At 67.2% G+C, this 25,128-nt stretch carries 28 protein-coding genes; 23 read left to right on the top strand and 5 right to left on the bottom strand.

Annotation, left to right across the window (positions count from 1 at the left end; translation table 11 throughout):
- Window positions 1-3 precede the first annotated feature (3 nt).
- Both CAG29_RS20705 and CAG29_RS20700 read right to left on the bottom strand, forming a co-directional pair.
- On the bottom strand, window positions 4-366 hold the full coding sequence (locus CAG29_RS20705; RefSeq protein WP_085640382.1) for a type II toxin-antitoxin system PemK/MazF family toxin: 363 nt from the start codon (window positions 364-366) through the stop codon (window positions 4-6).
- On the bottom strand, window positions 366-635 hold the full coding sequence (locus CAG29_RS20700; protein ID WP_085695062.1) for an AbrB/MazE/SpoVT family DNA-binding domain-containing protein: 270 nt from the start codon (window positions 633-635) through the stop codon (window positions 366-368). Before CAG29_RS20700 ends, CAG29_RS20705 begins: the two co-directional genes overlap by 1 nt.
- Window positions 636-872: 237 nt before the next feature.
- On the opposite strand from CAG29_RS20700, the gene trxC reads away from it, so the two are divergent.
- The gene (gene trxC / locus CAG29_RS20695) at window positions 873-1,307 is read left to right on the top strand and encodes a thioredoxin TrxC (RefSeq protein WP_085695061.1); all 435 of its coding nucleotides are present in this window, start codon (window positions 873-875) and stop codon (window positions 1,305-1,307) included.
- 109 nt (window positions 1,308-1,416) lie between these two features.
- Here the strand turns inward: trxC and CAG29_RS20690 are convergent, their stop codons facing one another.
- The gene (locus CAG29_RS20690; protein WP_085585361.1) at window positions 1,417-2,187 is read right to left on the bottom strand and encodes a ParA family protein; all 771 of its coding nucleotides are present in this window, start codon (window positions 2,185-2,187) and stop codon (window positions 1,417-1,419) included.
- 364 nt (window positions 2,188-2,551) lie between these two features.
- On the opposite strand from CAG29_RS20690, the gene CAG29_RS20685 reads away from it, so the two are divergent.
- The 21 genes from CAG29_RS20685 (at window position 2,552) to CAG29_RS20585 (ending at window position 21,544) form a co-directional block, all read left to right on the top strand.
- Window positions 2,552-3,277 carry a beta-ketoacyl synthase chain length factor gene (locus CAG29_RS20685; RefSeq protein WP_085585363.1) on the top strand — a complete coding sequence of 242 codons (726 nt, stop codon included), beginning with the start codon at window positions 2,552-2,554 and terminating at the stop codon, window positions 3,275-3,277.
- Entirely contained in the window at window positions 3,253-4,062 is an 810-nt protein-coding gene (locus CAG29_RS20680) for a 1-acyl-sn-glycerol-3-phosphate acyltransferase (RefSeq protein WP_085585365.1), read from the top strand. Before CAG29_RS20685 ends, CAG29_RS20680 begins: the two co-directional genes overlap by 25 nt.
- Window positions 4,043-4,303 carry a phosphopantetheine-binding protein gene (locus CAG29_RS20675; RefSeq protein ID WP_085585367.1) on the top strand — a complete coding sequence of 87 codons (261 nt, stop codon included), beginning with the start codon at window positions 4,043-4,045 and terminating at the stop codon, window positions 4,301-4,303. Before CAG29_RS20680 ends, CAG29_RS20675 begins: the two co-directional genes overlap by 20 nt.
- Before the next feature lie 8 nt (window positions 4,304-4,311).
- A complete protein-coding gene (locus CAG29_RS20670; protein ID WP_007947135.1) occupies window positions 4,312-4,566 on the top strand; it encodes an acyl carrier protein in 255 nt (84 codons plus the stop codon).
- A complete protein-coding gene (locus CAG29_RS20665; RefSeq protein WP_085585369.1) occupies window positions 4,563-5,108 on the top strand; it encodes a hypothetical protein in 546 nt (181 codons plus the stop codon). The genes CAG29_RS20670 and CAG29_RS20665 overlap by 4 nt, the downstream gene beginning before the upstream one ends.
- Complete coding sequence (locus CAG29_RS20660) at window positions 5,105-6,808, top strand: acyl-CoA synthetase family protein (RefSeq protein WP_085585371.1); 1,704 nt, start codon at window positions 5,105-5,107, stop codon at window positions 6,806-6,808. Before CAG29_RS20665 ends, CAG29_RS20660 begins: the two co-directional genes overlap by 4 nt.
- Window positions 6,801-7,535, top strand: a complete 735-nt coding sequence (locus CAG29_RS20655) for a glycosyltransferase family 2 protein (protein ID WP_085585373.1) — start codon at window positions 6,801-6,803, stop codon at window positions 7,533-7,535. Before CAG29_RS20660 ends, CAG29_RS20655 begins: the two co-directional genes overlap by 8 nt.
- Window positions 7,532-8,479 carry a glycosyl transferase gene (locus CAG29_RS20650; protein WP_085695060.1) on the top strand — a complete coding sequence of 316 codons (948 nt, stop codon included), beginning with the start codon at window positions 7,532-7,534 and terminating at the stop codon, window positions 8,477-8,479. The genes CAG29_RS20655 and CAG29_RS20650 overlap by 4 nt, the downstream gene beginning before the upstream one ends.
- A complete protein-coding gene (hutH, locus tag CAG29_RS20645) occupies window positions 8,460-10,004 on the top strand; it encodes a histidine ammonia-lyase (RefSeq protein ID WP_085631032.1) in 1,545 nt (514 codons plus the stop codon). Before CAG29_RS20650 ends, hutH begins: the two co-directional genes overlap by 20 nt.
- A complete protein-coding gene (locus CAG29_RS20640; protein WP_085585379.1) occupies window positions 9,997-10,422 on the top strand; it encodes a thioesterase family protein in 426 nt (141 codons plus the stop codon). Before hutH ends, CAG29_RS20640 begins: the two co-directional genes overlap by 8 nt.
- Window positions 10,419-11,021 (top strand): outer membrane lipoprotein carrier protein LolA, encoded by a 603-nt coding sequence (locus tag CAG29_RS20635; protein ID WP_085585382.1) that lies wholly within the window; start codon window positions 10,419-10,421, stop codon window positions 11,019-11,021. The genes CAG29_RS20640 and CAG29_RS20635 overlap by 4 nt, the downstream gene beginning before the upstream one ends.
- Window positions 11,005-13,362 (top strand): MMPL family transporter, encoded by a 2,358-nt coding sequence (locus CAG29_RS20630; RefSeq protein WP_085695059.1) that lies wholly within the window; start codon window positions 11,005-11,007, stop codon window positions 13,360-13,362. Before CAG29_RS20635 ends, CAG29_RS20630 begins: the two co-directional genes overlap by 17 nt.
- Complete coding sequence (locus tag CAG29_RS20625; protein WP_085695058.1) at window positions 13,359-14,522, top strand: sodium:proton antiporter; 1,164 nt, start codon at window positions 13,359-13,361, stop codon at window positions 14,520-14,522. Before CAG29_RS20630 ends, CAG29_RS20625 begins: the two co-directional genes overlap by 4 nt.
- A complete protein-coding gene (locus CAG29_RS20620) occupies window positions 14,509-15,756 on the top strand; it encodes an NAD(P)/FAD-dependent oxidoreductase (RefSeq protein WP_085695057.1) in 1,248 nt (415 codons plus the stop codon). Before CAG29_RS20625 ends, CAG29_RS20620 begins: the two co-directional genes overlap by 14 nt.
- The gene (locus CAG29_RS20615; protein WP_085640398.1) at window positions 15,753-16,478 is read left to right on the top strand and encodes a class I SAM-dependent methyltransferase; all 726 of its coding nucleotides are present in this window, start codon (window positions 15,753-15,755) and stop codon (window positions 16,476-16,478) included. The genes CAG29_RS20620 and CAG29_RS20615 overlap by 4 nt, the downstream gene beginning before the upstream one ends.
- An 89-nt stretch (window positions 16,479-16,567) precedes the next feature.
- Complete coding sequence (locus CAG29_RS20610; RefSeq protein WP_085585501.1) at window positions 16,568-17,050, top strand: hypothetical protein; 483 nt, start codon at window positions 16,568-16,570, stop codon at window positions 17,048-17,050.
- On the top strand, window positions 17,047-18,243 hold the full coding sequence (locus tag CAG29_RS20605) for a beta-ketoacyl-[acyl-carrier-protein] synthase family protein (protein ID WP_085695056.1): 1,197 nt from the start codon (window positions 17,047-17,049) through the stop codon (window positions 18,241-18,243). Before CAG29_RS20610 ends, CAG29_RS20605 begins: the two co-directional genes overlap by 4 nt.
- Window positions 18,240-18,719 carry a hotdog family protein gene (locus CAG29_RS20600; RefSeq protein WP_085695055.1) on the top strand — a complete coding sequence of 160 codons (480 nt, stop codon included), beginning with the start codon at window positions 18,240-18,242 and terminating at the stop codon, window positions 18,717-18,719. Before CAG29_RS20605 ends, CAG29_RS20600 begins: the two co-directional genes overlap by 4 nt.
- Window positions 18,712-19,440, top strand: coding sequence for a 3-oxoacyl-ACP reductase FabG (gene fabG, locus CAG29_RS20595; RefSeq protein ID WP_085631047.1), 729 nt, complete (start codon window positions 18,712-18,714; stop codon window positions 19,438-19,440). The genes CAG29_RS20600 and fabG overlap by 8 nt, the downstream gene beginning before the upstream one ends.
- A complete protein-coding gene (locus tag CAG29_RS20590) occupies window positions 19,440-20,666 on the top strand; it encodes a beta-ketoacyl-ACP synthase (RefSeq protein WP_085585397.1) in 1,227 nt (408 codons plus the stop codon). The genes fabG and CAG29_RS20590 overlap by 1 nt, the downstream gene beginning before the upstream one ends.
- 440 nt (window positions 20,667-21,106) lie before the next feature.
- On the top strand, window positions 21,107-21,544 hold the full coding sequence (locus CAG29_RS20585) for an excinuclease (RefSeq protein WP_085640404.1): 438 nt from the start codon (window positions 21,107-21,109) through the stop codon (window positions 21,542-21,544).
- Between the two features lie 75 nt (window positions 21,545-21,619).
- Here the strand turns inward: CAG29_RS20585 and CAG29_RS20580 are convergent, their stop codons facing one another.
- Complete coding sequence (locus CAG29_RS20580) at window positions 21,620-22,525, bottom strand: LysR family transcriptional regulator (RefSeq protein ID WP_085585403.1); 906 nt, start codon at window positions 22,523-22,525, stop codon at window positions 21,620-21,622.
- Between the two features lie 178 nt (window positions 22,526-22,703).
- Here CAG29_RS20580 and CAG29_RS20575 point away from each other — a divergent pair, with 178 nt between their 5' ends.
- On the top strand, window positions 22,704-23,918 hold the full coding sequence (locus tag CAG29_RS20575) for an MFS transporter (RefSeq protein ID WP_371857676.1): 1,215 nt from the start codon (window positions 22,704-22,706) through the stop codon (window positions 23,916-23,918).
- A 126-nt stretch (window positions 23,919-24,044) separates the two neighbouring features.
- Here CAG29_RS20575 and hemE read toward each other — a convergent pair whose 3' ends face one another.
- The gene (gene hemE, locus CAG29_RS20570; RefSeq protein ID WP_085585407.1) at window positions 24,045-25,112 is read right to left on the bottom strand and encodes a uroporphyrinogen decarboxylase; all 1,068 of its coding nucleotides are present in this window, start codon (window positions 25,110-25,112) and stop codon (window positions 24,045-24,047) included.
- Between the last annotated feature and the right edge of the window lie 16 nt (window positions 25,113-25,128).

The raw sequence follows: 25,128 nt of genomic DNA, 5'->3' as shown, positions 1-25,128 counted from the left end.
GTTTCATTCCAGAGGGTCGATGGCGCTCACGACACGGGCGACGATGTCCGCCATCGTCACGTCGTCCAACCGCTCGATGAACTTGGCCGAGCCTTCTCGCACGCGCTGCTCGATATCGAAACTTCGCACCTGGTTGCACACCGCCACACCATTGGTCTCATGGCCGCTGACGGTCACGGCAAGGCCAGAACTGCGGGCAAAGTTGCCTCCGCTGGTCACCGGGACGGTCATGCTGACGCCCAACGCGTTGATCTCGCATGGCGTGATAACGACAAAGCGGTGGCGGTTCATCATTTCCCTTCCGGCAACGGGATTGGGATCAATCCAGTACACATCCCCCCGCTGCGGGGGTTGCCTGCGCACCATCAACCCAATTCCCGCCCGATCGGACTGCCTTCCCGGGCTTCAGCCGTCTGAGCATTCAACTCTTGTAGCTGCTCGGCCCCCTCAAGCAGCTCAGACAACCGGTAGCGTTTACGTGCGGGTGGATCCACCGGGCGGGCAACCAGTTCGCCATCCACCACATTCAGTTCAAGCTGCGCCCCCACTTCGAGGTGCATGAGCTTGAGCAGTGTCGGCGGTATCGTGATGATCGCCGCCCCACCTTGGCGACGGATCCTGGAGGTTACAGACATGGCGTCACTCCGTTCCGAGAAAAAGGAGTCGTTGGACTCCCCGAAAGTGCAACAAAAGTAGCACGCAGATTCAGGCAAAGCGATCTCCTGGCGATAGACGCACAAAACGTTCAGGTGCCTTGCAGCGTAGTTTTGATTCGAGCCGGGAACCGGTTGAAACTGTGAGCAGTTGCGACATTGATAATTCGCTCCCGCGACACCAATTAATGCTCACCGAACGCCTATCGAAGAATCCCCATGACTGAAGCACTGCTCATCCCCTGCCCCACCTGCAACGGCCTCAACCGCATCCCCGCCGATCGCCTGGGCGACCACCCGAAATGTGGGCGCTGCAAGGCCGATGTCCTGCTGGACAAGCCTTTCGAGCTGAATCAGGGCGACTACGCCAGCCAGATCAAGGGCGACCTGCCGTTGCTGGTGGACGTGTGGGCGGACTGGTGCGGGCCGTGCAAGTCGTTTGCGCCGGTGTTCGCGCAGGCCGCGGCGCAACTGGCGGGCAAATGCCGGCTGGCCAAGCTCGACAGCGAGGCCAATCAGCAGTTGGCGGCGCAGTTGGGGATCCGCTCCATTCCGAGCCTGATCCTGTTCAGGAACGGCAAAGAGGTGGCGCGCCAGAGCGGCGCGTTTCCGCTGCCGCAACTGATGGCCTGGCTGCGCAGCCAGGGCATCTGACAGCGGCCCCAACAATGTGGGAGCGAGCCCGCTCGCGAAGGCGGTTTCCCGTTCGGCATCTGCGCTGAGCAAACGTCCCTCATCGCGAGCAGGTTCGCTCCTACCCTTTTCAGGCGTCCGTCAGCAGGTTGTGCAGCTCGACGAACTGCTGGGTGAGCTTGTGCCGCGGATCCAGGTGGATCAACGGGATGCTGGCCTGGTGCGACTCACGCATCTTGACCGAACTGGCCAGGTAAACCGGCAGCACCGGCAGGCCTTCGGCGATCAGTTCGTCGAGCATCTGCTGGGGCAGGCTGGCCCGGGCCTGGAACTGGTTGACCACGATGCCCTCCACCTCCAGCGCTTCGTTGTGGTCGTCCTTCAGTTCTTCGATCTCCGCCATCAGGCCGTACAGTGCCTGGCGCGAGAAGCTGTCGCAATCGAAGGGGATCAACACACGGTCAGCGGCGATCAACGCCGATACGGCATAAAAGTTCAACGCCGGCGGGGTATCGAGGTAGATCCGGTCGTACTCGCCGTCCAGCTCTTCCAGCAGCTTTCGCAGCTTGTTGATCTTGTGCTTGGCCTCAAGCTTGGGCTGCAGGTCGGCCAGCTCGGCGGTGGCGGTGATGACATGCAGGTTGTCGAACGGGGTCTCGTAGATGTCCACCTGGTTCTTCTTCGAGAACGGCCCCGACGAGAGCGTCTGTTTGAAGAAGTCGGCGATGCCCATCGGGATGTCTTCCCCGGTGAGCCCGGTCAGGTACTGGGTCGAGTTGGCCTGGGCGTCGAGATCCACCAACAGCGTGCGATAGCCTTCGCTGGCGCTGACCGCCGCCAGATTGCAGGCAATGCTGGATTTGCCCACGCCACCTTTCTGATTGAACACCACGCGCCGCATGACTAGACCTCCGTCCATCAAAGAATGACCGAGTGTAGATGCGCCTGGCCCTGCTTCGCTACCTTCGCCGAAGCGGACTACAAGGTCATACGCAAATAGCCGACAACATTCGCGCAGACTCTGCCCGCTCACGCTGACTTGGCTGACAGACACGGCTTGCTCAATCTGGAAAATAGCCACCGGCAGTCCGCAATGCGTACCATTCGGTACATTGTGCTGTACAAAATGTAACCAACATTTGCTACACACTCGTCGCACCGGGATAATGCGCGCCACCCGGCGCCAAGCGCCGCGCCCACGGCACCTGAAGCCCGGCCGCGGCATCGGTCGAACCGCGTCAACGAAGCCCGCAGGGGCGGGATGAATGTCCGTGATCAACTTCAACATTGCCCAATGGCGCGCATGGGCCCCGGGGCTCGACAGCGAGCAGGCCTGGCAGGAATGGAGCCAGCGGCCGCTCGTGCCCGAGGCCAGCGACGCCGCCCCCGATGTGTCGTTCCTGCCGGCCATGCAGCGCCGCCGTCTCAGCCGTCTGGCACGGATGGCGTTCAGCGTCGGCTGGCCCCTGGCCGAAGGCCGGGACGACCTGCCGCTGGTGTTCGTGTCGCGGCACGGCGAGACCCCGCGCACCTTCGACATCCTCAGCGATCTGGCCACGGAACAGCCACTGTCGCCGACCCAGTTCAGCCTGTCGGTGCACAACGCGATCATCGGCCTGTGGTCGATCATGCGCGGCGAAACCAGCGAGATGACCGCGCTCGCCGCCGCCGGCGACGGGCTGGAGCACGGCATGCTCGAAGCCTGCGCACTGCTGGACGAAGGCGCACCGGCCGTCCTGCTGGTGATCGCCGAAGAACAGCCGCCCCAGGCCTATTCGGCGTGGATCGACGACGTGCCGTTCCCCTACGCCCTCGGCCTGCTGCTGACGCCGGGCACCGGCTGGCGGCTGACGCTGAACAGCGCCCCCGGTGCGCTGTCCAACGCGCACTGGCCCCACGCGCTGAACCTTGTGCAGACCCTGCTCGGCCAGCAAACCCTTTGCCAACATGCCTGGAAAAATCGAGTATGGACCTGGCAACGCAACCTGTGACCGGAAAACACCGCGACGCCTACCACTGGCGCCTGCTGGCCACTGCCGCAAGCTTCGCGTTGTTCGGGCTCGGCGGCCTGTGCCTGCGCCTGCTGGTGTTTCCGTTGCTGGCCTGCCTGCCGGGCGACGCCCAGGCCCATCGCCGGCGGGCGCGCCAGACCGTCAGCCGGCTGTTCTGGTTCTTCGTGCGGTTCATGGCCCGCACCGGCGTGCTGACCTACGACATCCAGGGCGCCGAACGCCTCGGCCGGCCCGGCCAGATGATCATCGCCAACCACCCGTCGCTGATCGACGTGGTGTTCCTGATCGGCCTGGTGCCCCACGCCAACTGCGTGGTGAAACAGAGCCTGTGGACCAACCCGTTCACCCGCGGCCCGCTGCGCCGCACCGGCTACATCAGCAACGACGGCAGCCTGGAAATGCTCGATGCCGCCGCCGACGCCCTGAAGGACGGCCAGCCCCTGATCATTTTCCCCGAAGGCACCCGCACCCGCCCGGGCCAGGCGCCGGCCTTTCATCGGGGGGCCGCGGCCATCGCGCTGCGCGGTGCCAGACTTCTCACACCGGTGATCATCAAGGTCAGCCCCACCACGCTGACCAAGGCCGAACCCTGGTATCGGATCCCCAGCCGCCGCGTGCATTTCAGTTTTCGCGTCGGCGCCGATATAGACCCACAGACCTTTGCCGCGCAGGGGCCCGCACCCCAGGCCTCGCGCAAGCTCAACGATCATTTGCACCAACTTTTCATTAAGGAGCTCGCCGAAGATGAGCGATCTGCACCGTGAGATAAAACGGCTGATCATCGATGCCCTGGGCCTCGAAGACATCAGCGTCGACGACATCGGCGACGACATGACGCTGTTCGGCGAAGGCCTGGGCCTGGATTCCGTCGACGCCCTGGAACTGGGCCTGGCCATCCAGAAAAAGTACGGCATCAAGATCGACGCCGATGCCAAGGACACCCGCAACCACTTCGCCAACGTGACCAGCCTCGCGGCTTTCGTCACGGCCAAACAGGCAGCTTGAGACCCACCATGCAAACTCGTGACGACATTTTCAACACCCTGCGCGACGCCCTGGTCGAACTGTTCGAACTGGATCCGGCCCGCGTGAGCCTGGAGTCGAACCTGTACCAGGACCTGGAAATCGACAGCATCGACGCCGTCGACCTGATCGATCACATCAAGCGCCAGACCGGCAAGAAAATCGCCGCCGAGGAATTCAAGTCGGTGCGCACCGTCAGCGACGTGGTCGAGGCGGTCTACCGTCTGGTTCAGCCGGCCGCATGAGCCGACTGATCGGCCTCGGCCTGCTGCTGGCGGGTCTGCTGTACCCCTTTGCGGTGTATTTCGGCATGGAGCACTTTGCGCCGTGGCAGTTCGGGCTGCTGCTGGGCGGCCTGTGGCTGGCCCGGGCGCTGACCGGTCGGCGCAAGCCCGGCAGCCTGTGGATGGCCGCCACGGCCATCGGCTTCTGCCTGGTGCTGGCGGTGTTCGACAGCCCGCGCCTGCTGCGCTGGTATCCGGTGCTGATCAGCGGCTTCATGCTGGCGCTGTTCGGCCTGAGCCTGAAGTACGGCCCGCCGATGGCCGAGCGCCTGGCGCGCCTGCGTGAACCGCACCTGCCGCCCGCCGCGGTGCGCTACACCCGCCGGGTCACCGTGGCCTGGAGCGTGTTCTTCTTCTGCAACGGTTTGTGCGCCGCCCTCCTGACCCTGTGGGCGCCGCTGCATTGGTGGATGTTGTACACCGGCCTGATCTCCTACGGACTGATCGGCCTGATGTTTGCCATTGAATGGCTGATACGACAACGGGTAAGAGGCCGTACATGAACTGGACAAGACTTGAGCGACTGTTGCTCAAGGAACTGCCGGCCCGCGCAGTCGCCTGCGCACCGGCGCTGAACCACGCGCAACTGCGCCGGCAGGCCCTGAGCCTGGCCGCCGGCCTGCAGGCCCGGGGCGTGCGGCAGATCGCCGTGCACCTGGAGGACGCCGCCGAGCTGGCCGTGGCGCTGCTCGGCGCCTGGCGCGCAGGCGTCGGCGTGCTGCTGCCTGCGGACCTGCAGGCCCAGACCCGCCAGCGCTGGTCGGACGACGTCGACCTGTGGCTGACCGACCAGGCCGGCGACCCGCACCTGAACGATTTCGACCCTCCGCCCCTGGACGCCGCCGAGCTCGACCTCGACCGTTGCCGGCTGAGCCTGTGCACGTCCGGCTCCAGCGGCGAACCCAAGCGCATCGACAAGACCCTGCGCCAACTGGCCAACGAGGTCGAAGCCCTCGAACAGCTCTGGGGCGCGGATCTGGGCGACGCCTGCATCATCGGCAGCGTGGCCACCCAGCACATCTACGGCCTGCTGTTCCGCGTGCTGTGGCCGCTGTGCGCCGGGCGCCCGTTCGTGCGCCGGCAACTGCCGTTCCCCGAAGACCTGCAACGCGCCAGCCGCGAACACCCGTCCTTCGCCTGGGTCGCCAGCCCGGCCTTGCTCAAGCGCATGGGCGACAACCTCGACTGGCCGGCCCTGAGCGCCGTGCGCCGGGTATTTTCCTCCGGCGGCGCGCTGCCGCCGGACGCCGCGCAGGATCTGCACCGGCGCCTGGGGCAATGGCCGACGGAAATCCTCGGCAGCTCCGAGACCGGCGGCATCGCCTGGCGCCAGGGCGAACCGCTCTGGCAGCCCTTCCAGGGCGTCGAGCTGAGTCAGGACAACGACGGCGCCCTGCTGATCGCCTCGCCTTACTTGCCCGCCGGCCACATCGAACACACCGCCGACGCCGCCCGCATGGCGGCCGATGGCCGGTTCGAGCTGCTGGGCCGGCTGGACCGGATCGTGAAACTGGAGGAGAAGCGCATCTCCCTGCCGATGCTCGAACAGGCACTGACGGCCCACGACTGGGTCGCCGAGGCGCGACTGGGCGTGGTGCAGGAAAACCGCGCCTCCCTCGGCGCCTTGCTGGTGCTCAGCGAGCAGGGATTGCACACCCTGCGCGAGCACGGCCGGCGCCACCTGACCGAAACCCTGCGCCGGCACCTGAGCCCGCACTGCGAGGCTTTGGCCCTGCCCCGGCGCTGGCGGTTGATGCGGCAATTGCCCCTGAACACCCAGGGCAAACTGCCCCAGGCCGATGTCGACGCATTGCTGCTGGCGCCCCGGCCGAAGGCGCCGGAGGTGCTGGAGCAACTCGAGAGCGACGGCGAATGGAGCCTGCAACTGGCGGTGCCGCCGGATCTGGCCCACTTCAGCGGGCACTTTCCCAAGGCGCCGGTGCTGCCCGGCGTGGTGCAGGTGGAATGGGCATTCAACCTCGCCCGGCACTGCATGAACCTCGGCGGAACGTTCGCCGGCATGGAAGTGCTCAAGTTCCAGCAACTGGTGCGCCCCGGCGACGAGATCCAGCTGCACCTTCGCTTCGATCCCGAGCGCGGCAAGGTGTATTTCGCCTACCGCAACGAAACCGCCACCTGCTCCAGCGGCCGGATCCTGCTGGGGGATCCCCGCCCTTCCCAAGCGGAGGGCCGGCATGCATAACCCCTGCGCGGTGATCCCCGTCTACAACCACGAAACCGCCGTCACCACGGTGGTCGACGCCCTGCTCGCCCAAGGCCTGCCGTGCATCCTGGTGGACGACGCCAGCCACCGCGCCTGCGCCCAGGTGCTCGACGCACTGGCCGGGCGCGAACGGGTTCACCTGGTGCGCCTGACCGCCAACCAGGGCAAGGGCGGCGCGGTGATGACCGGCCTGCGCGAAGCGGCGCGGCTTGGCTTCACCCACGCCTTGCAGGTGGACGCCGACGGCCAGCACGACCTGCAGGACGTCGCCCGCTTCATCGAAGCCTCCCGCGCGCTGCCCGGCGCGGTCATCTGCGGCTATCCGCTGTACGACGCCAGCGTGCCCAAGGGGCGCCTGTACGCGCGTTACCTGACCCACGCGATGGTGTGGATCAACACCTTGTCGCTCAAGATCCGCGATTCGATGTGCGGCTTTCGCGTGTACCCGCTGGAGCCGACGCTGGCGGTGATCGACTCGGCGCGGATCGGCAAGCGCATGGACTTCGATTCGGACATCCTCGTGCGCCTGGCGTGGCGCAACCGGCCGATGCACTGGCTGCAGACCCGCGTGCACTACCCGCTGGACGGCGTGTCGCACTTCCGGCTGTTCCACGACAACCTGCTGATCTCGGGCATGCACACCCGGCTGTTCTTCGGCATGCTCGTGCGGGCGCCGGCGATCCTCTGGCGACGGTGGCGGACATGAGCGCCGAGACCGAAGACAAGCACTGGGCCGACCGCCAGGAGCGCGGCAGCTTCCTGCTGATGAAATTCACAGCCTTCGCCGCACGGGTGCTGGGCCGGCGCCTTCTGAGCCCGCTGCTCTACGGCATCGTCCTGTACTTTTTCCTCTTCGGCCGCAGCGCCCGGCAGAGCGCCTGGCAATACCAGCGGCGCCTCGCCGACTGGAGCGGGCGCAACGACCTGCGCCCCGGCCTGTGGCGGGTGTTCAGCCAGTTCATGGCGTTCGCCGATGCGATGCTCGACAAGCTCGACGTGTGGCACGGCAAGATCGGCCTCGAACAGATCGAGATCGTCGACCCGGCGCTGCTGCGCCACCAGATGCGCGGCAAGCGCGGGCAACTGCTGGTGGGCTCGCACCTGGGCAACCTGGAGGTGTGCCGGGCGCTGGCGGAGATCGGCGAGAAGGTCACCATGAACGTGCTGGTGCACACCAAGCACGCCGAACAGTTCAACCGCCTGCTGGGCGAGGCCGGGGCCACCAACCTGCGGCTGATCCAGGTCAGCGAGCTGGATCCTGTGATCATGCTGCAGCTGCACGAACGCCTGGAGCGCGGCGAATGGCTGGCGATCGCCGGCGACCGCGTGCCGCTGCACGGCGGGCGCAGCGTGACCGTGGACTTCCTCGGCCATCCGGCCGCGTTCCCCCAGGGACCGTGGCTGCTGGCCGGGCTGCTCAAGTGCCCGGTCAATCTCCTGATGTGCCTGAAGCGGCCCGACGGCCGCTACCGCCTGACCCTCGAACCCTTCGCCGACAGCGTGGAATGGAAGCGCAGCGAACGCGAACAGGTCATTCATCAGTGGGCATCCCGCTATGCCCGGCGACTGAGTCACTATTGCCTCGAAGCACCGCTGCAATGGTTCAATTTCTACCCATTCTGGAAAACCGATGACCACGCCAACCCCTGAGCCGGTAACCTTCGGCGAACGCCCCTTGCGCATCGAAGACGTGCTGGCCCTGGCCGAACGCCGGGCGCCCGCGCAGTTGCAGAGCGACGCCGACTACCGTCGGCGCATCGCCAAGGGCGCGCAGTTCCTCGACTCGCTGCTGGACAAGGAAGGCGTGATCTACGGCGTGACCACCGGCTACGGCGACTCCTGCGTGGTCGCGGTGCCGCTGCACCACGTCGAGGCGCTGCCGCAGCACCTGTTCACCTTCCACGGCTGCGGGCTGGGCAAGCTGCTCGACGCCCAGGCCACCCGTGCGGTGCTGGCCGCGCGGCTGCAGTCGCTGTGCCACGGCGTGTCCGGGGTGCGGGTCGAACTGCTGGAGCGGCTGCAGGCATTCCTTGAGCACGACATCCTGCCGCTGATTCCGGAGGAGGGCTCGGTGGGCGCCAGCGGCGACCTGACGCCGCTGTCCTACGTCGCCGCGACCCTGTCCGGCGAGCGCGAAGTGATGTTCCGCGGCGAGCGCCGCCAGGCCGCCGACGTGCACCGCGAACTGGGCTGGACGCCGCTGGTGCTGCGGCCCAAGGAGGCCCTGGCCCTGATGAACGGCACGGCCGTGATGACCGGCCTGGCGTGCCTGGCCTTCGCCCGCGCCGATTACCTGCTGCGGCTGGCCACCCGCATCACCGCGCTCAACGTGGTGGCGCTGCAAGGCAATCCGGAGCACTTCGACGAGCGCCTGTTCGCCGCCAAGCCGCATCCGGGGCAGATGCAGGTCGCCGCCTGGCTGCGCCAGGATCTGGCCATCGACGCGCCGACCGCGCCGCTGCACCGCCTGCAGGACCGCTACTCCCTGCGCTGCGCGCCCCACGTGCTCGGCGTGCTGGCCGACAGCCTGGGCTGGCTGCGCGGGTTCATCGAGACTGAACTCAACAGCGCCAACGACAACCCGATCATCGACGCCGAGGCCGAACGCGTGCTGCACGGCGGGCACTTCTACGGCGGCCACATCGCGTTCGCCATGGACAGCCTGAAAAACCTTGTGGCCAACGTCGCCGACCTGCTCGACCGCCAGCTCGCCCTGCTGGTGGACGAGCGCTACAACCACGGCCTGCCAAGCAACCTGTCCGGCGCCGACGCCGAACGGGCGATGCTCAACCACGGCTTCAAGGCCGTGCAGATCGGCGCCAGCGCCTGGACCGCCGAAGCCTTGAAGAACACGATGCCGGCCAGCGTGTTCTCGCGCTCCACCGAATGCCACAACCAGGACAAGGTGAGCATGGGCACCATCGCCGCCCGGGATGCGATCCGCGTGCTGGAGCTGACCGAGCAGGTGGCCGCCGCCACGCTGCTCGCCGCCCAGCAGGGCGTGTGGCTGCGCAGCCGGGCCGAAGACGCGCGGCCGTTGCCGCCGGCGCTGGCCGCGATGCACGAAGCGCTCGCCGAGGACTTTGCCCCGGTGATCGAAGACCGCGCCCTGGAAGGCGAACTGCGCCTGTGCCTGCAACGCATCGGCGAACGCCGCTGGAGGCTGCATGCGTAGCGCCGGGGTGCTTCACGCCGATGCGGAAGTGGTCGTGCCGTTCTTCGACGTCGATTCCATGCACGTGGTCTGGCACGGCCATTACGTCAAATACCTGGAAGTGGCGCGCTGCGCGCTGCTGGACAAGATCGGCCACAACTACAGTCAGATGTCCGACTCGGGCTACGCCTGGCCGGTGATCGACCTGCAGTTGCGCTATGTGCGCGGCGCGGTGTTCGGCCAGCGGCTGAACGTGCGCGCCAGCCTGGTGGAATGGGAAAACCGGCTGAAGATCCATTACCTGATCACCGACGCCGTCACCGGCGAGCGCCTGACCCGCGCAAGCTCGGTGCAGGTGGCGGTGGAGATCGGCAGCCGCGAGATGCAACTGGCGTCACCGAAAGTCTTCACCCAAGCCGTGGAAAGGATGCTGCGATGACCGTTCTCTGCAAATGGCTCGGCGCTTTGGCGTTGCTGGCCGTGACGACGCTGGCCAATGCCTTCGACCTGGAGCAGCTGCGCGATCAGCTGGCCAAGCCTGACGTGATCCATGGCCGGTTCATCCAGGAAAAGCACCTGCGCGCGCTGCCCAAGCCGCTGATCAGCCAGGGCCGTTTCGTCCTGGCCAAAGACCACGGCCTGCTCTGGCTGCTGAAGACCCCGCTGCAGCAGGACTACCGCATCACCGCCCAGGGCATCGCACGGCGCGATGCCGGCGGCTGGCAGATGCTGCCGGACAAGAGCGCCGGCGCCGAACAGAACCGACTGTTCCTCGCCGTGCTGCAAGGCGACAGCAGCGGCCTGCAGCGGGATTTCGAACTGGCCCTGAGCGGCGACGCCGGTCAGTGGAAACTGACCCTGACCCCGCGTTCGGTGCTGCTCAAGCAGGTGTTCGACCGGATCGACATCGGCGGCGGCGCCTTGGTGCAGACCATCGAACTGCAGGAAACCCAGGGCGACAGCACCGTGCTGCGCATGCAGGACAGCACCGCCGGCCAACCGCTGAGCGACGCGGAGCGCCATGACTTTGCCCCGTGAACGCACGCCGGGCGAACGCCGGCTGCCCTGGCTGTTCCTGATCCTGCTGCTGGCGGTCGTCGCCCTGGGCGCCTGGCAATGGCGCAACGGCGCGCCGCTGTCGGCCAACCTGATGGAGCTGGTGCCGGGCACCCTCCCCGACGCGCTGGAGCTTAAGGCCGAACAGCGCATGCAGGAGCCGCTCAACCGCGAGATCCTGGTGCTGGTGGGCCACGCCGACCGCCGGCAAGCCGTCGCCATGGCCCAGGCCCTGAGCGAGCGCTGGCAGGCCAGCGGTCTGTTCGACAAGGTGCAGTGGAACCTTCAGGCGGACCTGCCGGCCCTGCGCACGCAACTGCTGCAAGGGCGGCTGGCGATGCTGTCGGCGGATGACCGGCAACTGCTGACCGAGCACCCGGATGCGTTCATCCAGCAACGGGTGCAGGCGCTGTTCGACCCCTTCGCCGGTTTCAGCCTGGTGCCCAGCCAGGACGACTGGCTGGGCCTGACCGGGCGCATCCAGAACAGCCAGCCCAAGCACGGCACCGTGCAACTGGACATCGGCAGCGGCGCGCTGGTCGCCGAGGCCGACGGCAAGCAGTGGGTGCTGCTGCGCGCCCGCAGCACCGGCAACGCGTTCGACATGAACCTGCCGCCGCAGGTCGCCGCATTGCTGCAGCACAGCCGCGAACAGGCGGCGACGGCGGACGTGCAACTGCTGGCCGCCAGCGGCCTGCTGTACGCCGCCAGCGGCCAGCGGCAAGCCACGCAGGAGATGACCTGGGTCGGCGGCGGCGCCACCCTCGGCATCCTGTTGCTGCTGCTGTTCGCCTTCCGCCGCTGGCGGGTGCTGCTGGCGTTCGTTCCGGTGCTGGCGGGCATGTTGTTCGGCGCGGTCGCCTGCGTGGCGCTGTTCGGCCACCTGCATGTGATGACCCTGGTGCTCGGTTCCAGCCTGATCGGCGTGGCGGTGGACTACCCGCTGCATTACCTGTCCAAGGGCTGGAGCCTCAAGCCCTGGCGCAGCTGGCCGGCCCTGCGCCTGACCCTGCCGGGGCTGACCCTGAGCCTGGTGACCAGCGCCATCGGCTACCTGGCCCTGGCCTGGACGCCGTTCCCGGCCCTGACCCAGATCGCCGTGTTCTCCGCCGCCGGGCTGCTCGGCGCGTACCTGTCGGCGGTGTGCCTGCTGCCGGCGCTGCTGGACAACGTCGAGCTGCGGCCGGCGCAATGGCCGCTGCGCCTGGCCGAACGACTGGTGACCCTGCGCGAACGTCTGCTGGCGCACGCCAAGACTCCCGTCCTGTTGGCGCTGCTGATCGCCTTCTGCACCGCAGGCCTGCTGCAGCTGGACACCCGCAACGACATCCGCCAGTGGATCGGCGCACCGAAACGACTGACCGACGAAGCCCAGGCCATCGCCCGCATCACCGGCTTCCAGCCCACCAGCCAGTTCTTCCTGGTGCGCGCCGCCAACCAGCAGGAACTGCTGGAGCGCCAAGCGGCGTTGAGCGAACGCCTGCAGCAACTGGTCAACCTCGACAAGCTGCAGGGCTATCTGGCCCTCGACCAGTTGCTCGGCCCGCCGGACCAACAGCAGCGGGTGCGCGAAGCCTTGGGCAAGCTGCCGCAGTTCTGGCAGCCGCTGATCGACCTCGGCGTGCCGCCCGAAGCGCTGCACGCCGAACTGGCCCGGTTGCAGGCCCTGCCGGCCGAGGACATCGACACCGCCCTGGCAGGCCCGCTCGGCGAGCCGTACCGCACCTTGTGGCTGGGCCCCACCGAAGACGGCGGCGTGGCGGCGATGACCAGCCTGCAAGGCCTGAACAACCCGGCGCTGCTGCGGGTGCAGGCGCGGGACTTGCCGGGGGTGGTGTTGGTGGACCGCCTCGGCGAGCTGAACGAGGTGTTCGCCGCCACCCAGATCAGCGCCGCCGAACTGAAGCTGGCCTCCTGCGTGTTGATCGTGCTGGTGCTGATCCTGCCGTTCGGCCTCGGCGGCGCGCTGCGCATCGTGTCCCTGCCGCTGCTGGCGGCGCTGTGCAGCCTGGCCAGTCTCGGCTGGCTGGGCCAGCCTTTGACCCTGTTCAGCCTGTTCGGCCTGTTGCTGGTGACGGCGATCAGCGTCGATTACGCGATCCTCATGCGCGAACAGGTCGGCGGCGCCGCCGTCAGCCTGCTCGGCACCCTGCTGGCGGCGGCCACGACCTGGCTGTCGTTCGGCCTGCTGGCGGTGTCGAGCACCCCGGCGGTGAGCAACTTCGGCCTGTCGGTGAGCCTGGGGCTGGCGTTCAGCTTCCTGCTCGCCCCCTGGGCCGGCCGTCATGCCCATGAGACCGTCGCCGCGGAGCCGGCAGCATGACGGTCGCCGCGTTCTGGCTGATGGCCTTGGCGCTGTTCGCCGGGGCGACCCGTGCCGGCCGGTGCCTGGGCCTGATCCCGATCGTCAGCCAGTTGCTGCTGGCCAGTTTCGTCCTGCCGGTGCTGATGTATTTCTGGATCGAACCGCAGTGGCACCTGAGCGGTGCGCAACTGATCGCGCCGGACTGGCTGAAACACCTCTACAGCCTGAGTTTCGCCCTGCTGCTGGGGCACATCCTCAGCGACGTGATCGACCTGCGCCTGGACCGCCAGAGCGTGAAGATCGCCGCGCCGAGCTTTGCCGTGCCGTTCGCCTGCGGCCTGGCGACCGCGCACTGGCTGCTGCCGGCGCAACCGTGGATCAGCTCGCTGGCCATCGGCCTGGTGTTCGCCATCACCGCGATCCCGGTGCTGTACCTGTACCTGCGCCACATCGGTTACCCGCCGGCCGCCACCCGGCGCCTGGTGCAGACCGCCATCCTGATCGACCTGGCCTGCTGGACGCTGTTCGGCCTGGCCCAGGGCAGCCTGCACCTGAGCAGCCTGCTGCTGCCGCTCGGGTTGGCCTGCGTGCCGTTGCTGCTGCGCCTGTTGCGCGTGCGTCGGCCGCTGTTCTACAGCCTCGCTTTCTTCGGCCTGCTGGTGGCGGCCGAACACTTCAAGCTCAATGCGCTGATCTTCGGCATCGGCTACCTGCTGTGCATGGCGGCGCTCAAGGTGCCGCTGGTGCTGCCGCTGCCGGCACGCTGGATGAACCGCCTGCAGACCTGGATCGCCATTCCGCTGATCCTCACCTTCGGCATCGTCCAGATCGACGTGCACAGCGCCCTCGCCAGCCTCGGAGCCGCGCAATGGGCGGCGCTGCTGCTGTTGCCGGTCGCCAGCAAACTGCTGGGCAACTGGCTCGGCCTCGGCTGGGCCGGCGCCTCGTTCCCGGGCGCCAGCCGCTGGCGCGAAAGCGTGCTGCTGAACATCCGCGGACTGAGCGAAATCGTCTTTCTCAACCTGCTGCTGCAACAAGGCCTGATCAGCCCGGCGCTGTACTTCGCGCTGATGCTGATGGGGCTGTTCGCGACCCTGATGCCGGCCCTCATCGGCCTGCACCGCGCGTCGCCGAACCCTACCGCCGCCCCGGCCAGGAGCTCACGTGCCGACCGTTGAAATGGAATCCCGCCAGGTGGCCGTGATCGGCGCCGGCCCGTCCGGCGCCATCGCCGCCGCGCTGCTCAAGCGCCAGGGGCACGATGTGCTGGTGATCGAGCGCCAACACTTCCCGCGTTTCTCCATCGGCGAGAGCCTGCTGTGCCATTGCCTGGACTTCGTCGAGGAAGCCGGCATGCTCGATGCCGTCAACGCCGCCGGGTTCCAGCGCAAGACCGGCGCCGCGTTCGCCTGGGGCGAGCGTTACAGCGCCTTCGACTTCAGCGACACCTTCACCGCCGGCAAACCGACCACCTTCCAGGTGCAGCGCGCCGCTTTCGACAAGCTGCTGGCGGATCAGGCCGCCCTGCAAGGGGTGGAGATCCGCTACGGCGAAACCATCGCCGGCGTCGACTTCGACCGTCCGCGGCCGCAACTGACCGTGCAGCGGGAGGACGGCGGCGAGTACCGCGTCGAAGCGGATTTCGTGCTCGACGCCAGCGGTTACGGCCAGGTGCTTGCGCGCTTGCTGGACCTGGAGGCGCCGTCGGACTTCCCGCTGCGCCAGGCGGTGTTCACCCACGTCGAAGACCGCATCGCCCACCCGGGCTTCGACCGCGAGAAGATCCTCGTCACCGTCCACCCGCAGCAGCGGGACGTCTGGTTCTGGACCATTCCGTTCAGCGACGGCCGCTGCTCGGTGGGCGTGGTGGCCGGTGCCGAACACTTCCAGGGGCACGAGGGCGACCTCGACGCCTGCCTGCGCGGCTTCATCGCACAAACGCCGAGCCTGGCCGGCGTGCTGGCGCATGCCGTGTGGGACACCCCGGCGCGTTCCCTCGGCGGCTACGCGGCCAACGTCAAGGCCCTGCACGGCCCGGGCTTCGCGCTGCTGGGCAACGCGGCGGAATTCCTCGACCCGGTGTTTTCCTCCGGGGTGACCATCGCAATGCGCTCGGCGAGCATGGCCGCCGGCCTGCTGCACCGCCAGCTGCAGGGCGAAACGGTCGATTGGCACAGCGAATTCGCCGTCCCCCTCAAACGCGGCGTCGACACGTTCCGCGCCTACGTCGAAGGCTGGTATGCCGGCACCTTCCAGGACGTGATCTTCCATGAGCACGCCTCCCCCGACATCCGCCGGATGATCTGCTCGATCCTCGCCGGCTACGCCTGGGACGGGCGCAACCCGTTCGTCAGCGAAGCGCGCCGCCGGCTGAAAACGATTTCCGAACTCTGCGCAAAGGACGCCCCATGAACTACTTGAGCGACAGCTACGTCGAGGAGACCCGTTTCGGCTTCTGGTTCCTGCGCAGCCACACCTGGCAGCACCATGTGCTGCGCGTGGCGATCAACGACCTGCGCGGTCTGTTCGACGGGCCGCTGCCGGAGCGCCCGGTGCTGCTGGACGCCGGCTGCGGCCAGGGCAAATCCTTCCGTCACCTGCACCAGACCTTCGCGCCGAAGCACCTGATCGGCCTCGACGCCGACCCCCACAGCCTCGCCCTGAGCGCCGAGGAAGCCGCCAGCCTGAACCTGGACGTCGAGCTGATCGGCAGCGACTGCGCCAGCCTCAAGGTGGCCGACAACAGCGTCGACCTGCTGTTCTGCCACCAGACCTTCCATCACCTGGTGGAACAGGAAAAGGCCCTCGCCGAGTTCTACCGGGTGCTCAAGCCCGGCGGCCACCTGCTGTTCGCCGAGTCCACCGAGGCCTACATTGATACATGGGTGATCCGCTGGCTGTTCCGCCATCCGATGCAGGTGCAGAAGAGCGCGGCGCAGTACCTGGAGATGATCCGCGGGCAGGGCTTCGAGTTCACCGGGCGCAACGTCTCGTACCCGTACCTGTGGTGGAGCCGGGCGAAGGATTTCGGCCTGCTCGAACGCTTCGGCCTGCGCCGGCCCAAACCGTTCGGCCAGCGTGAGGAAACCCTGGTCAACGTCGTCGCCCGCAAACCGCTGGAGGTCGCCGACTGATGCTGTGCGTACCGTATGGGCGCGGGCTCGCCCGCGAAGGCCGTGTGCCGGCCGCCCCCGTTGCCGGGCTTTGGCGCGCCGTGTCCGCGCTGCTGCGCCTGTTCGCGCTCGCGGGCCTGGCCTTGCTGGGCGCCTGCGCCAGCCAGGCGCCGCTGCCGGCGGCCGACCCGACGCTGCCTTTGCCGCTGCAACTGCACATCGAGCGGCAACTGGCCGGCCAGCGCCAGGACTGGCTGCTGGTGATACAGCGCGAAGGCGGCGGGATCCGCTGGTCGATGATGGATCCCTTGGGCATTCCCCAGGCCCGCCAGCGGCTGGTCGACGGACGCTGGCAGGCCGACGGCCTGCTGCCGCCCAACCCGGAAGCCCGGGAACTGTTCGCCGCGCTGCTGTTCGCCCTGACCCCGTCCGCCGAACTGACGCACAATTACCCCGCCGCGCAACAGGGCGGCGGGCATCGTTCCCTGCCGGCGCGCTGGGACATCCGTTACGCACAACCGTTGAGCTTCGAATTGAATCTGCCCCAAGGCCCGCACTACCGCGTGTCCCCGCTCGGTGAACCGACGCCATGACCACCTACCTCAATGCCCTCGGAGTGATCTGCGCCCTGGGCCGCGACAAGCCTGAAGTCGCCCGCAACCTGTTCGCCGGCGACTGCTCGGGCATGCGCCGCGAGGCCGGCTGGGTGCCGGAGCGCGAGCTGCCGGTGGCGGGCGTCCACGGCGACCTGCCTCCCGTTCCGTCGGCGCTGGCGGCGCACGGCAGCCGCAACAACCGGCTGCTGCTCGAAGCCGCCCTGCAGATCCGCGACGACATCGAACAGGCGATCCGCACCTACGGCCCCGACCGCGTCGGCGTGGTGCTCGGCACCAGCACCTCGGGCATCGACGAAGCCAGCCAGGGCCTGGCCCGCTACCTCCGCGAGCAGCGCTTCCCGGCCGACTACGACTACCGGCAACAGGAACTGGGCGCTCCGGCGAACTTCCTGGTCGACTGGCTGCAACTGAGCGGCCCGGCCTATGTGATTTCCACCGCCTGCACCTCCAGCGCCCGCGCGCTGATGAGCGCCCGCCGCCTGCTCGATCTGGGCGTGTGCGACGCGGTGCTGTGCGGCGGCGTCGACAGTCTGTGCAAGCTGACCCTCAACGGCTTCACGGCGCTGGAAGCGGTATCGGACGAACGCTGCAATCCGTTCTCGGCCAACCGCGACGGCATCAACATCGGCGAGGCGGCGGTGCTGTTCGTGATGAGCCGCGAACGCGGCGCAGGTCCTGCGATCGCGTTGCTGGGCGATGGCGCCAGTTCCGATGCGCATCACATCTCCGCACCGGAGCCCTCCGGCCGCGGCGCGCTGCAAGCGATGCAGAAGGCCTTGGCCCGCGCCGGCCTGCAAGCCTCGCAGATCGGCTACCTGAACCTGCACGGCACGGCGACCCAGCACAACGACGCCATGGAAAGCCTGGCCGTCGCCGGCCTGTTTCCGGACGGCGTGCCGTGCTCCTCGACTAAGCCGATGACCGGCCACACCCTCGGCGCCGCCGGGGCCCTGGAGGCCGCGTTCTGCTGGCTGAGCCTGGCGGCCGAGAACCGCGAAGGGCGCCTGCCGCCGCACATCTGGGACGGTCAGGCGGATCCGGCGTTGCCGGCCCTGCGCTGGGTGACCGCGCACGACCGCCTGTCGTCCATTGCACCCCGCTACCTGATGAGCAACTCGTTTGCCTTCGGCGGCAACAACGTCAGCCTGATTATCGGAGACGCACCATGAACGACTGGCCGCTCGCCGAACTGCTGCCCCACGCCGGCGACATGATCCTGATCGACCGGATTCTAGGCTTCGACGACGAGCAGATCCGCACCACCCTCACGGTGCGCCCCGATGGCCTGTTCAGCCTGCCCGACGGCAGCCTGCCGGCATGGGTCGGCCTCGAACTGATGGCGCAGAGCGTCGCCGCCTTCGCCGGCTGCCACGCCCGGCAAAAGGGCAACCCGGTGGAGCTGGGCTTCCTGCTCGGCACCCGCCGCTTCGAGTGCAATGTCGAGGCGTTCCCGGCCGGCAGCGAGCTGACCGTCCACGGCATCCGCTCGCTGGAGGACGACAACGGCATGGGCGTGTTCGAATGCCACATCGATGCCCCCGGCATCCACGCCAGCGCCCGGCTCAACGTGTTCCGCCCGCCGCGGCCGGCCGCTTACCTCGATCAAACAACCTCTGGACAGAAAAGGGAGTCGAACGATGACTGAATCCGTACTGGTCACCGGCTCCAGCCGTGGCATCGGCCGCGCCATCGCCTTGCGCCTGGCCCGCGCAGGCCATGACATCGTCTTGCATTGCCGCAGCGGCATGGCCGAGGCGCAGGCCGTGAAGGCCGAGATCGAAGCGATGGGCCGCAACGCCCGGATCCTGCAGTTCGACGTGTCCGACCGCGAGGCCTGCAAGGCCGTGCTGGAAGCCGACGTCGAAGTCCACGGCGCCTGCTACGGCGTGGTGCTCAACGCCGGCCTGACCCGTGACGGCGCCTTTCCGGCCCTGGGCGAGGACGACTGGGACGTGGTGCTGCGCACCAACCTCGACGGTTTCTACAATGTCCTGCACCCGCTGACGATGCCGATGATCCGCCGCCGCGCCGCCGGTCGGATCGTCTGCATCACCTCGGTGTCGGGGCTGATCGGCAACCGCGGCCAGGTCAACTACAGCGCCTCCAAGGCCGGCGTGATCGGCGCGGCAAAGGCGTTGGCGATCGAGCTGGCCAAGCGCAAAATCACAGTGAACTGCGTCGCGCCGGGCCTGATCGACACGGCGATGCTCGACGAGAACGTGCCGGTGGAGGAACTGATGAAAATGATCCCGGCGCAACGCATGGGCACCCCGGAAGAGGTGGCCGGCGCGGTGAATTTCCTGATGTCGGCGGAAGCGTCGTACATCACCCGCCAGGTGCTGGCGGTCAACGGAGGCCTGTGCTGATGAAACGCGTCGTCGTCACCGGCATGGCCGGCATCACCTCGCTTGGCAGCGACTGGGATACCATCGCCGGCAACTTCGCCGCCAACCGCAGCGGCATCCGCCGGATGGACGAATGGGACCGGTTCAGCGAACTCAACACGCGCCTGGCCGGCCCCATCGATGACTTTTCCGTGCCCGCGCACTGGACGCGCAAGCAACTGCGCAGCATGGGCCGGGTGTCGCGCCTCGCCGTCGGCGCCGCCGAACAGGCGCTGGCCGACGCCGGGCTGCTCGGCGACGACTCGATCCGGGACGGCCGCATGGGCGTGGCCTGCGGTTCGTCCACCGGCAGCACCGACGAGATCAAGGCGTTCGGCAACATGCTGCTCAACTCGGTGGCCGAAGGCCTGAACGCCAACTCCTACGTGCGGATGATGCCGCACACCACGGCGGCCAACATCAGCATATTCTTCGGCCTCACCGGGCGCCTGATCCCGACGTCCAGCGCCTGCACCAGCGGCAGCCAGGGCATCGGCTACGCCTACGAGGCGATCAAGTTCGGCCGCCTGCCGATGATGCTCGCCGGCGGCGCCGAAGAGCTGTGCCCGACCGAAGCCATGGTGTTCGACGCCCTGTACGCCACCAGCCTGAAGAACGACGCCCCGCACACCTCCCCGCGCCCCTACGACAAGGGCCGCGACGGCCTGGTGATCGGCGAAGGCGCCGGAATGCTGGTGCTGGAGGAGCTGGAGCACGCCCTGGCCCGCGGCGCGCGGATCCACGCCGAGATCGTCGGCTTCGGCAGCAACGCCGACGGCCAGCACACCACCCGTCCCGAGCTGGTCACCATGCGCCGGGCCATGGAACTGGCGCTGGAGGACGCCGGCCTTGCGCCGGACGCCATCGGCTACGTGAACGGCCACGGCACCGCCACCGAACAGGGCGACATCGCCGAGACCCTGGCCACCAGCGGCCTGTTCGGTGAACGCATGCCGATCAGCTCGCAGAAGAGCTTCCTGGGCCACACCCTGGGGGCCTGCGGGGCGCTGGAGTCGTGGTTCAGCATCGAAATGCTCAACCGCGACCTGTACGTGCACACGCTCAACCTCGACGAGATCGATCCGCTGTGCGGCAAGCTCGACTACCTGCGCGGCGAATTCCGGCAGATGAGCCATGACTACGTGATGAACAACAACTTCGCCTTCGGTGGCGTCAACACGTCGTTGATCTTCCGGCGTTGGCGCTGAAAGGCGATCTGATGAAGGTGCAGTGGCGCCGGAAATGACAAAGGGCGCCTTGCGGCGCCCTTTCACAGGCAGGTCGGCGTGTCATGGCCCATCACCTGCCTGGCTCTGCGATAGCTGCTTGCACAGGATCCTCAGAGTCTCACAAGCCCCTTGCGGGAACATCGACAGTATTGCCCGACAAGCGATATCGGGCAACGGCTGGCATTTGGCCCCTAACCATCAGAAGACGGCCATGAGACTCGTTTTAATGAAGGGCTGATTCTGGGCAAGACCGAAGACTTTCCCAACGACAGTTCCGTTACGCGAGATGTATAGCGGCAACCTCAATACCGAATCCCTTCGCCAGCACCATCTACACTCGCTCAAGCAGGCCTGCGCAAACGCCTGTCGGAACGGCGGGCCTTTCACTCGCGGTTCTCTTTCGCGTCAAGGAGAAGACCATGCCAGTGAAAGCCCTGATCGCCGCCGCTGTCCTCGCCCTGCTGCCGGTGGCCAGCCACGCCACCAACCTGATGTACATGCCGTTCGAGACCGTGCTGTCGGACGCGATCCGCGCCGGGCGGCTGGACGGCAGCGTGAAGTTCTACCTGACCGGCAACACGCCGCCGGGGGTTCAGCAGATGCTGCGCCGGGACGTGGTCAGCGATCTGGAAACCAACGGGTTCAACAAGAGCGATCACGACTCGTGCGAATGGGTGCTGCAATCGAACCTGATCGCGTTGCAGGCCGAGGCCAAGCGCGTCGGGGCGAATGCGGTGACCAACATCGTGAGTGTCTACGACGGGCACGTGCGCAAGGATCTGAACACCTACGAATGCCGGGCCGGGGTGTTCGTGACGCGGGTGGCGCTCAAGGGGGATCTGGTCAGAGTGCCTTGAGCGTCCTGGCCCCTCCCACAATAGCCGACGCAATCCCTGCGGGAGCGAGCCTGTTCGCGATCGACGGCGCAGCCCTCACGCCGTCAAGGGCTCGACCTTGCGCGTCAGCAGCTCCACGAACGCCTTGGCCATCGGCGATTTCTGATCCTTGCGCTGCACCAGCCACACCGCCGACACCGCCGCCGGGTCGAGCAGCGGGCGGTAGACCACGCCGTCGATGCGCATCCGCTGGAAGGACGCCGGCAGCACCGACACGCCCAGCCCTGCCGCCACCAGGCCGATGATGGTCATCGCCTCGCCGGCCTCCTGGGCGAAATGCGGGCTGAAACCGGCGTCGCGGGCCAGGCTCAGCAGTTGTGCATACAGGCCGCTGCCGTAGCTGCGCGGGAAAAACACGAACGGCTCCAAGGCCAACGCCGACAGGAACAGGCCGTCTTCGCTGCCCGACGCCAACGGATGCTTGGCGCTGAGCACCGCCACCAGCGGCTCCCGGGTCAGTTCCACCACGCTCAGCGAATCCGGCAGCCCCGCCAGCGGGCGCATGATGCCGACCTCGATCGACTCGTCCAGCAGCGCATCGGCCACCATCGTGCTGCTCATCTCCCGCAGCTTCAGGTGCACTGCCGCAAAACGCTGGCGGAAAGCGAAGATCGCCTGGGGAATGGTCGAGTTGAACGGCGCCGACGAAGTGAAACCGATCTTCAGTTCACCTAGTTCCCCCAACTGCGCACGCCGTGCGACGTCCGCCGCCTTGTCGACCTGGGCCAGCGCCAGCCGCGCCTCTTCCAGGAACAGCCGTCCGGCCTCGCTGAGCTCGACCCGACGGTTGGTGCGCTCGAACAGGCGCGCACCGATTTCCTGCTCCAGCGCCTGGATCTGCTGGCTCAACGGAGGCTGGGAAATGCCCAGCGACTGGGCGGCGCGGCCGAAATGCAGCTCTTCGGCCACGGCGATGAAGTAGCGCAGGTGACGTAATTCCATGGCGCTCCCAATAGGTCGTCAAAGCTATCAAACAGGTCGAACAATATATTGGATAGAAACATTAGCCAGCTATATGATTTTTTCACTGCCCGCCTGCCTGTGCCCTCCGAGGTCTGAAGTGAAAACCGCCGTCGCACCCCTCGCCCATGAAATCCCTCCCGTCGCGAAAGACGACGTGATGGCCGAACTGCAAGAGATCTACATCGAAAAAGGCACGCCGGCGTTCATGCGCACGGTGCTGGCGCTGTTCTGCGGCGGCTTCGCGACGTTCGCCCTGCTGTACTGCGTGCAGCCGATGATGCCGCTGCTGTCCAAGGAGTTTTCGGTCAATGCCGCGCAAAGCAGCCTGATCCTGTCGGTCGCGACCGCGCTGCTGGCCGTGGGCCTGTTGATCACCGGTCCCGTATCCGACCGCATCGGCCGCAAGCCGGTGATGGTGGCCGCCCTGTTCGCCGCAGCGCTGTGCACGGTCGGCAGCGCCCTGATGCCGGGCTGGCACGGCGTGCTGTTCATGCGTGCATTGGTCGGGCTGTCGCTCAGCGGCCTGGCGGCGGTGGCCATGACGTACCTGAGCGAAGAGATCCATCCGCAGCACCTGGGCCTGGCCATGGGCCTGTACATCGGCGGCAACGCGATCGGCGGCATGTGCGGGCGCCTGATCGTCGGCGTGCTGATCGACTTCGTCAGCTGGCACACGGCAATGCTGGTGCTCGGCGCCTTGGCGCTGATCGCGGCAGCGGTGTTCTGGCGGATCCTCCCCGAATCGCGCAACTTCCGCCCGCGTTCGCTGCACCCGCGCAGCCTGCTCGACGGTTTCCTGATGCACTTTCGCGACGCCGGCCTGCCGCTGCTGTTCCTGGAAGCCTTCGTGCTGATGGGCGCGTTCGTCACCCTGTTCAACTACATCGGCTACCGCTTGCTGGCCGAGCCGTATCACCTGGATCAGGCGTTCGTCGGCCTGCTGTCGGTGGTGTACCTGTCGGGCATCTACAGCTCGGCGAAGATCGGCGCTTTGGCCGACCGGCTGGGCCGGCGCAAAGTGCTGTGGGCCACCATCGTGCTGATGTCCGCCGGCCTCGCCTTGACGATGGCCACACCGCTGGCGCTGGTGATCACCGGCATGCTGATCTTCACCTTCGGCTTCTTCGGCGCGCACTCGGTGGCCAGCAGTTGGATCGGCCGCCGCGCGACCAAGGCCAAGGGCCAGGCCTCGTCGCTGTACCTGTTCAGCTACTACGCGGGGTCAAGCATCGCCGGGACGGCGGGCGGGGTGTTCTGGCACGTGGGCGGGTGGAACGGCATCGGCCTGTTCATCGGCGCGCTGTTGCTGGTGGCGCTGCTGGTGGCGTTGAAGCTGGCCAAACTGCAACCCCTCGGCGGCGTGAAGGCCTGACAGACCGCCAAAAAACAACGGTGGGAGCGAGCCTTCCCGCGATAGCGGTGAATCCGTCAGAACTTGCGTGTCTGACGCTCCGCCATCGCGAGCTGGTTCGCTCCCACCGTTCGTATCGGGTGTCGGTTACTCGTGATACTGCGCCGACAACTCATGCACCGCCCGCAGGAAGGCGCCGGCGTGTTCCGGATCGACCTCGGGGGTGATGCCGTGGCCGAGGTTGAACACATGGCCGCTGCCCTTGCCGTAGCTGGCGAGGATGCGTCCGACTTCGGTGCGGATCGCTTCCGGCTTGGCGTAGAGCACGGTCGGGTCCATGTTGCCTTGCAGCGCGACCTTGTCGCCGACACGGGCGCGGGCGTTGCCCAGATCGCACGTCCAGTCCAGGCCCAGCGCGTCGGCGCCGGCCTCGGCGATGCTCTCCAGCCACAGGCCGCCGTTCTTGGTGAACAGGATCACCGGCACCTTGCGGCCTTCGTGCTCGCGGATCAGGCCGCTGACGATTTTCTTCATGTAGGCCAGGGAGAATTCCTGGTAAGCCGCCGCCGACAGGTTGCCGCCCCAAGTGTCGAAGATCTGCACCGCCTGCGCGCCGGCCTTGATCTGGCCGTTGAGGTAGGAAGTCACCGACTGCGCCAGCTTGTCGAGCAGCAGGTGCATGGCCTGCGGGTTGTCGTAGAGCATGGCCTTGGTCTTGCGGAAGTCTTTCGACGAGCCGCCTTCGACCATGTAGGTCGCCAGGGTCCACGGGCTGCCGGAGAAACCGATCAGCGGCACGCGGCCGTTCAGTTCGCGGCGGATGGTGCTGACCGCGTCCATCACGTAGCCCAGGTCCTTCTGCGGATCGGGGATCGGCAGGGCTTCGATGTCGGCCAGGGTGCTGACGACTTTCTTGAAGCGCGGGCCTTCGCCGGTCTCGAAGTACAGGCCCTGGCCCATGGCGTCGGGAATGGTGAGGATGTCGGAGAACAGGATCGCCGCGTCCAGCTGCGGATAGCGGTCGAGGGGTTGCAGGGTGACTTCGCAAGCGAACGCCGGGTTCATGCACAGGCTCATGAAGTCACCGGCCTGGGCACGGCTGGCGCGGTATTCAGGCAGGTAGCGGCCGGCCTGGCGCATCATCCACACCGGGGTGACGTCAACGGGTTGCTTGAGCAGGGCGCGGAGGAAACGGTCGTTCTTCAGGGCAGTCATGTCGGCATCCGGAAAA

This window comes from Pseudomonas sp. B7(2017), assembly GCF_002112745.1.
Lineage (GTDB): Bacteria > Pseudomonadota > Gammaproteobacteria > Pseudomonadales > Pseudomonadaceae > Aquipseudomonas > Aquipseudomonas ekonensis.
Note: the sequence above shows the minus strand (reverse complement) of the source record. Positions and strands in the feature narration are given on the sequence as shown.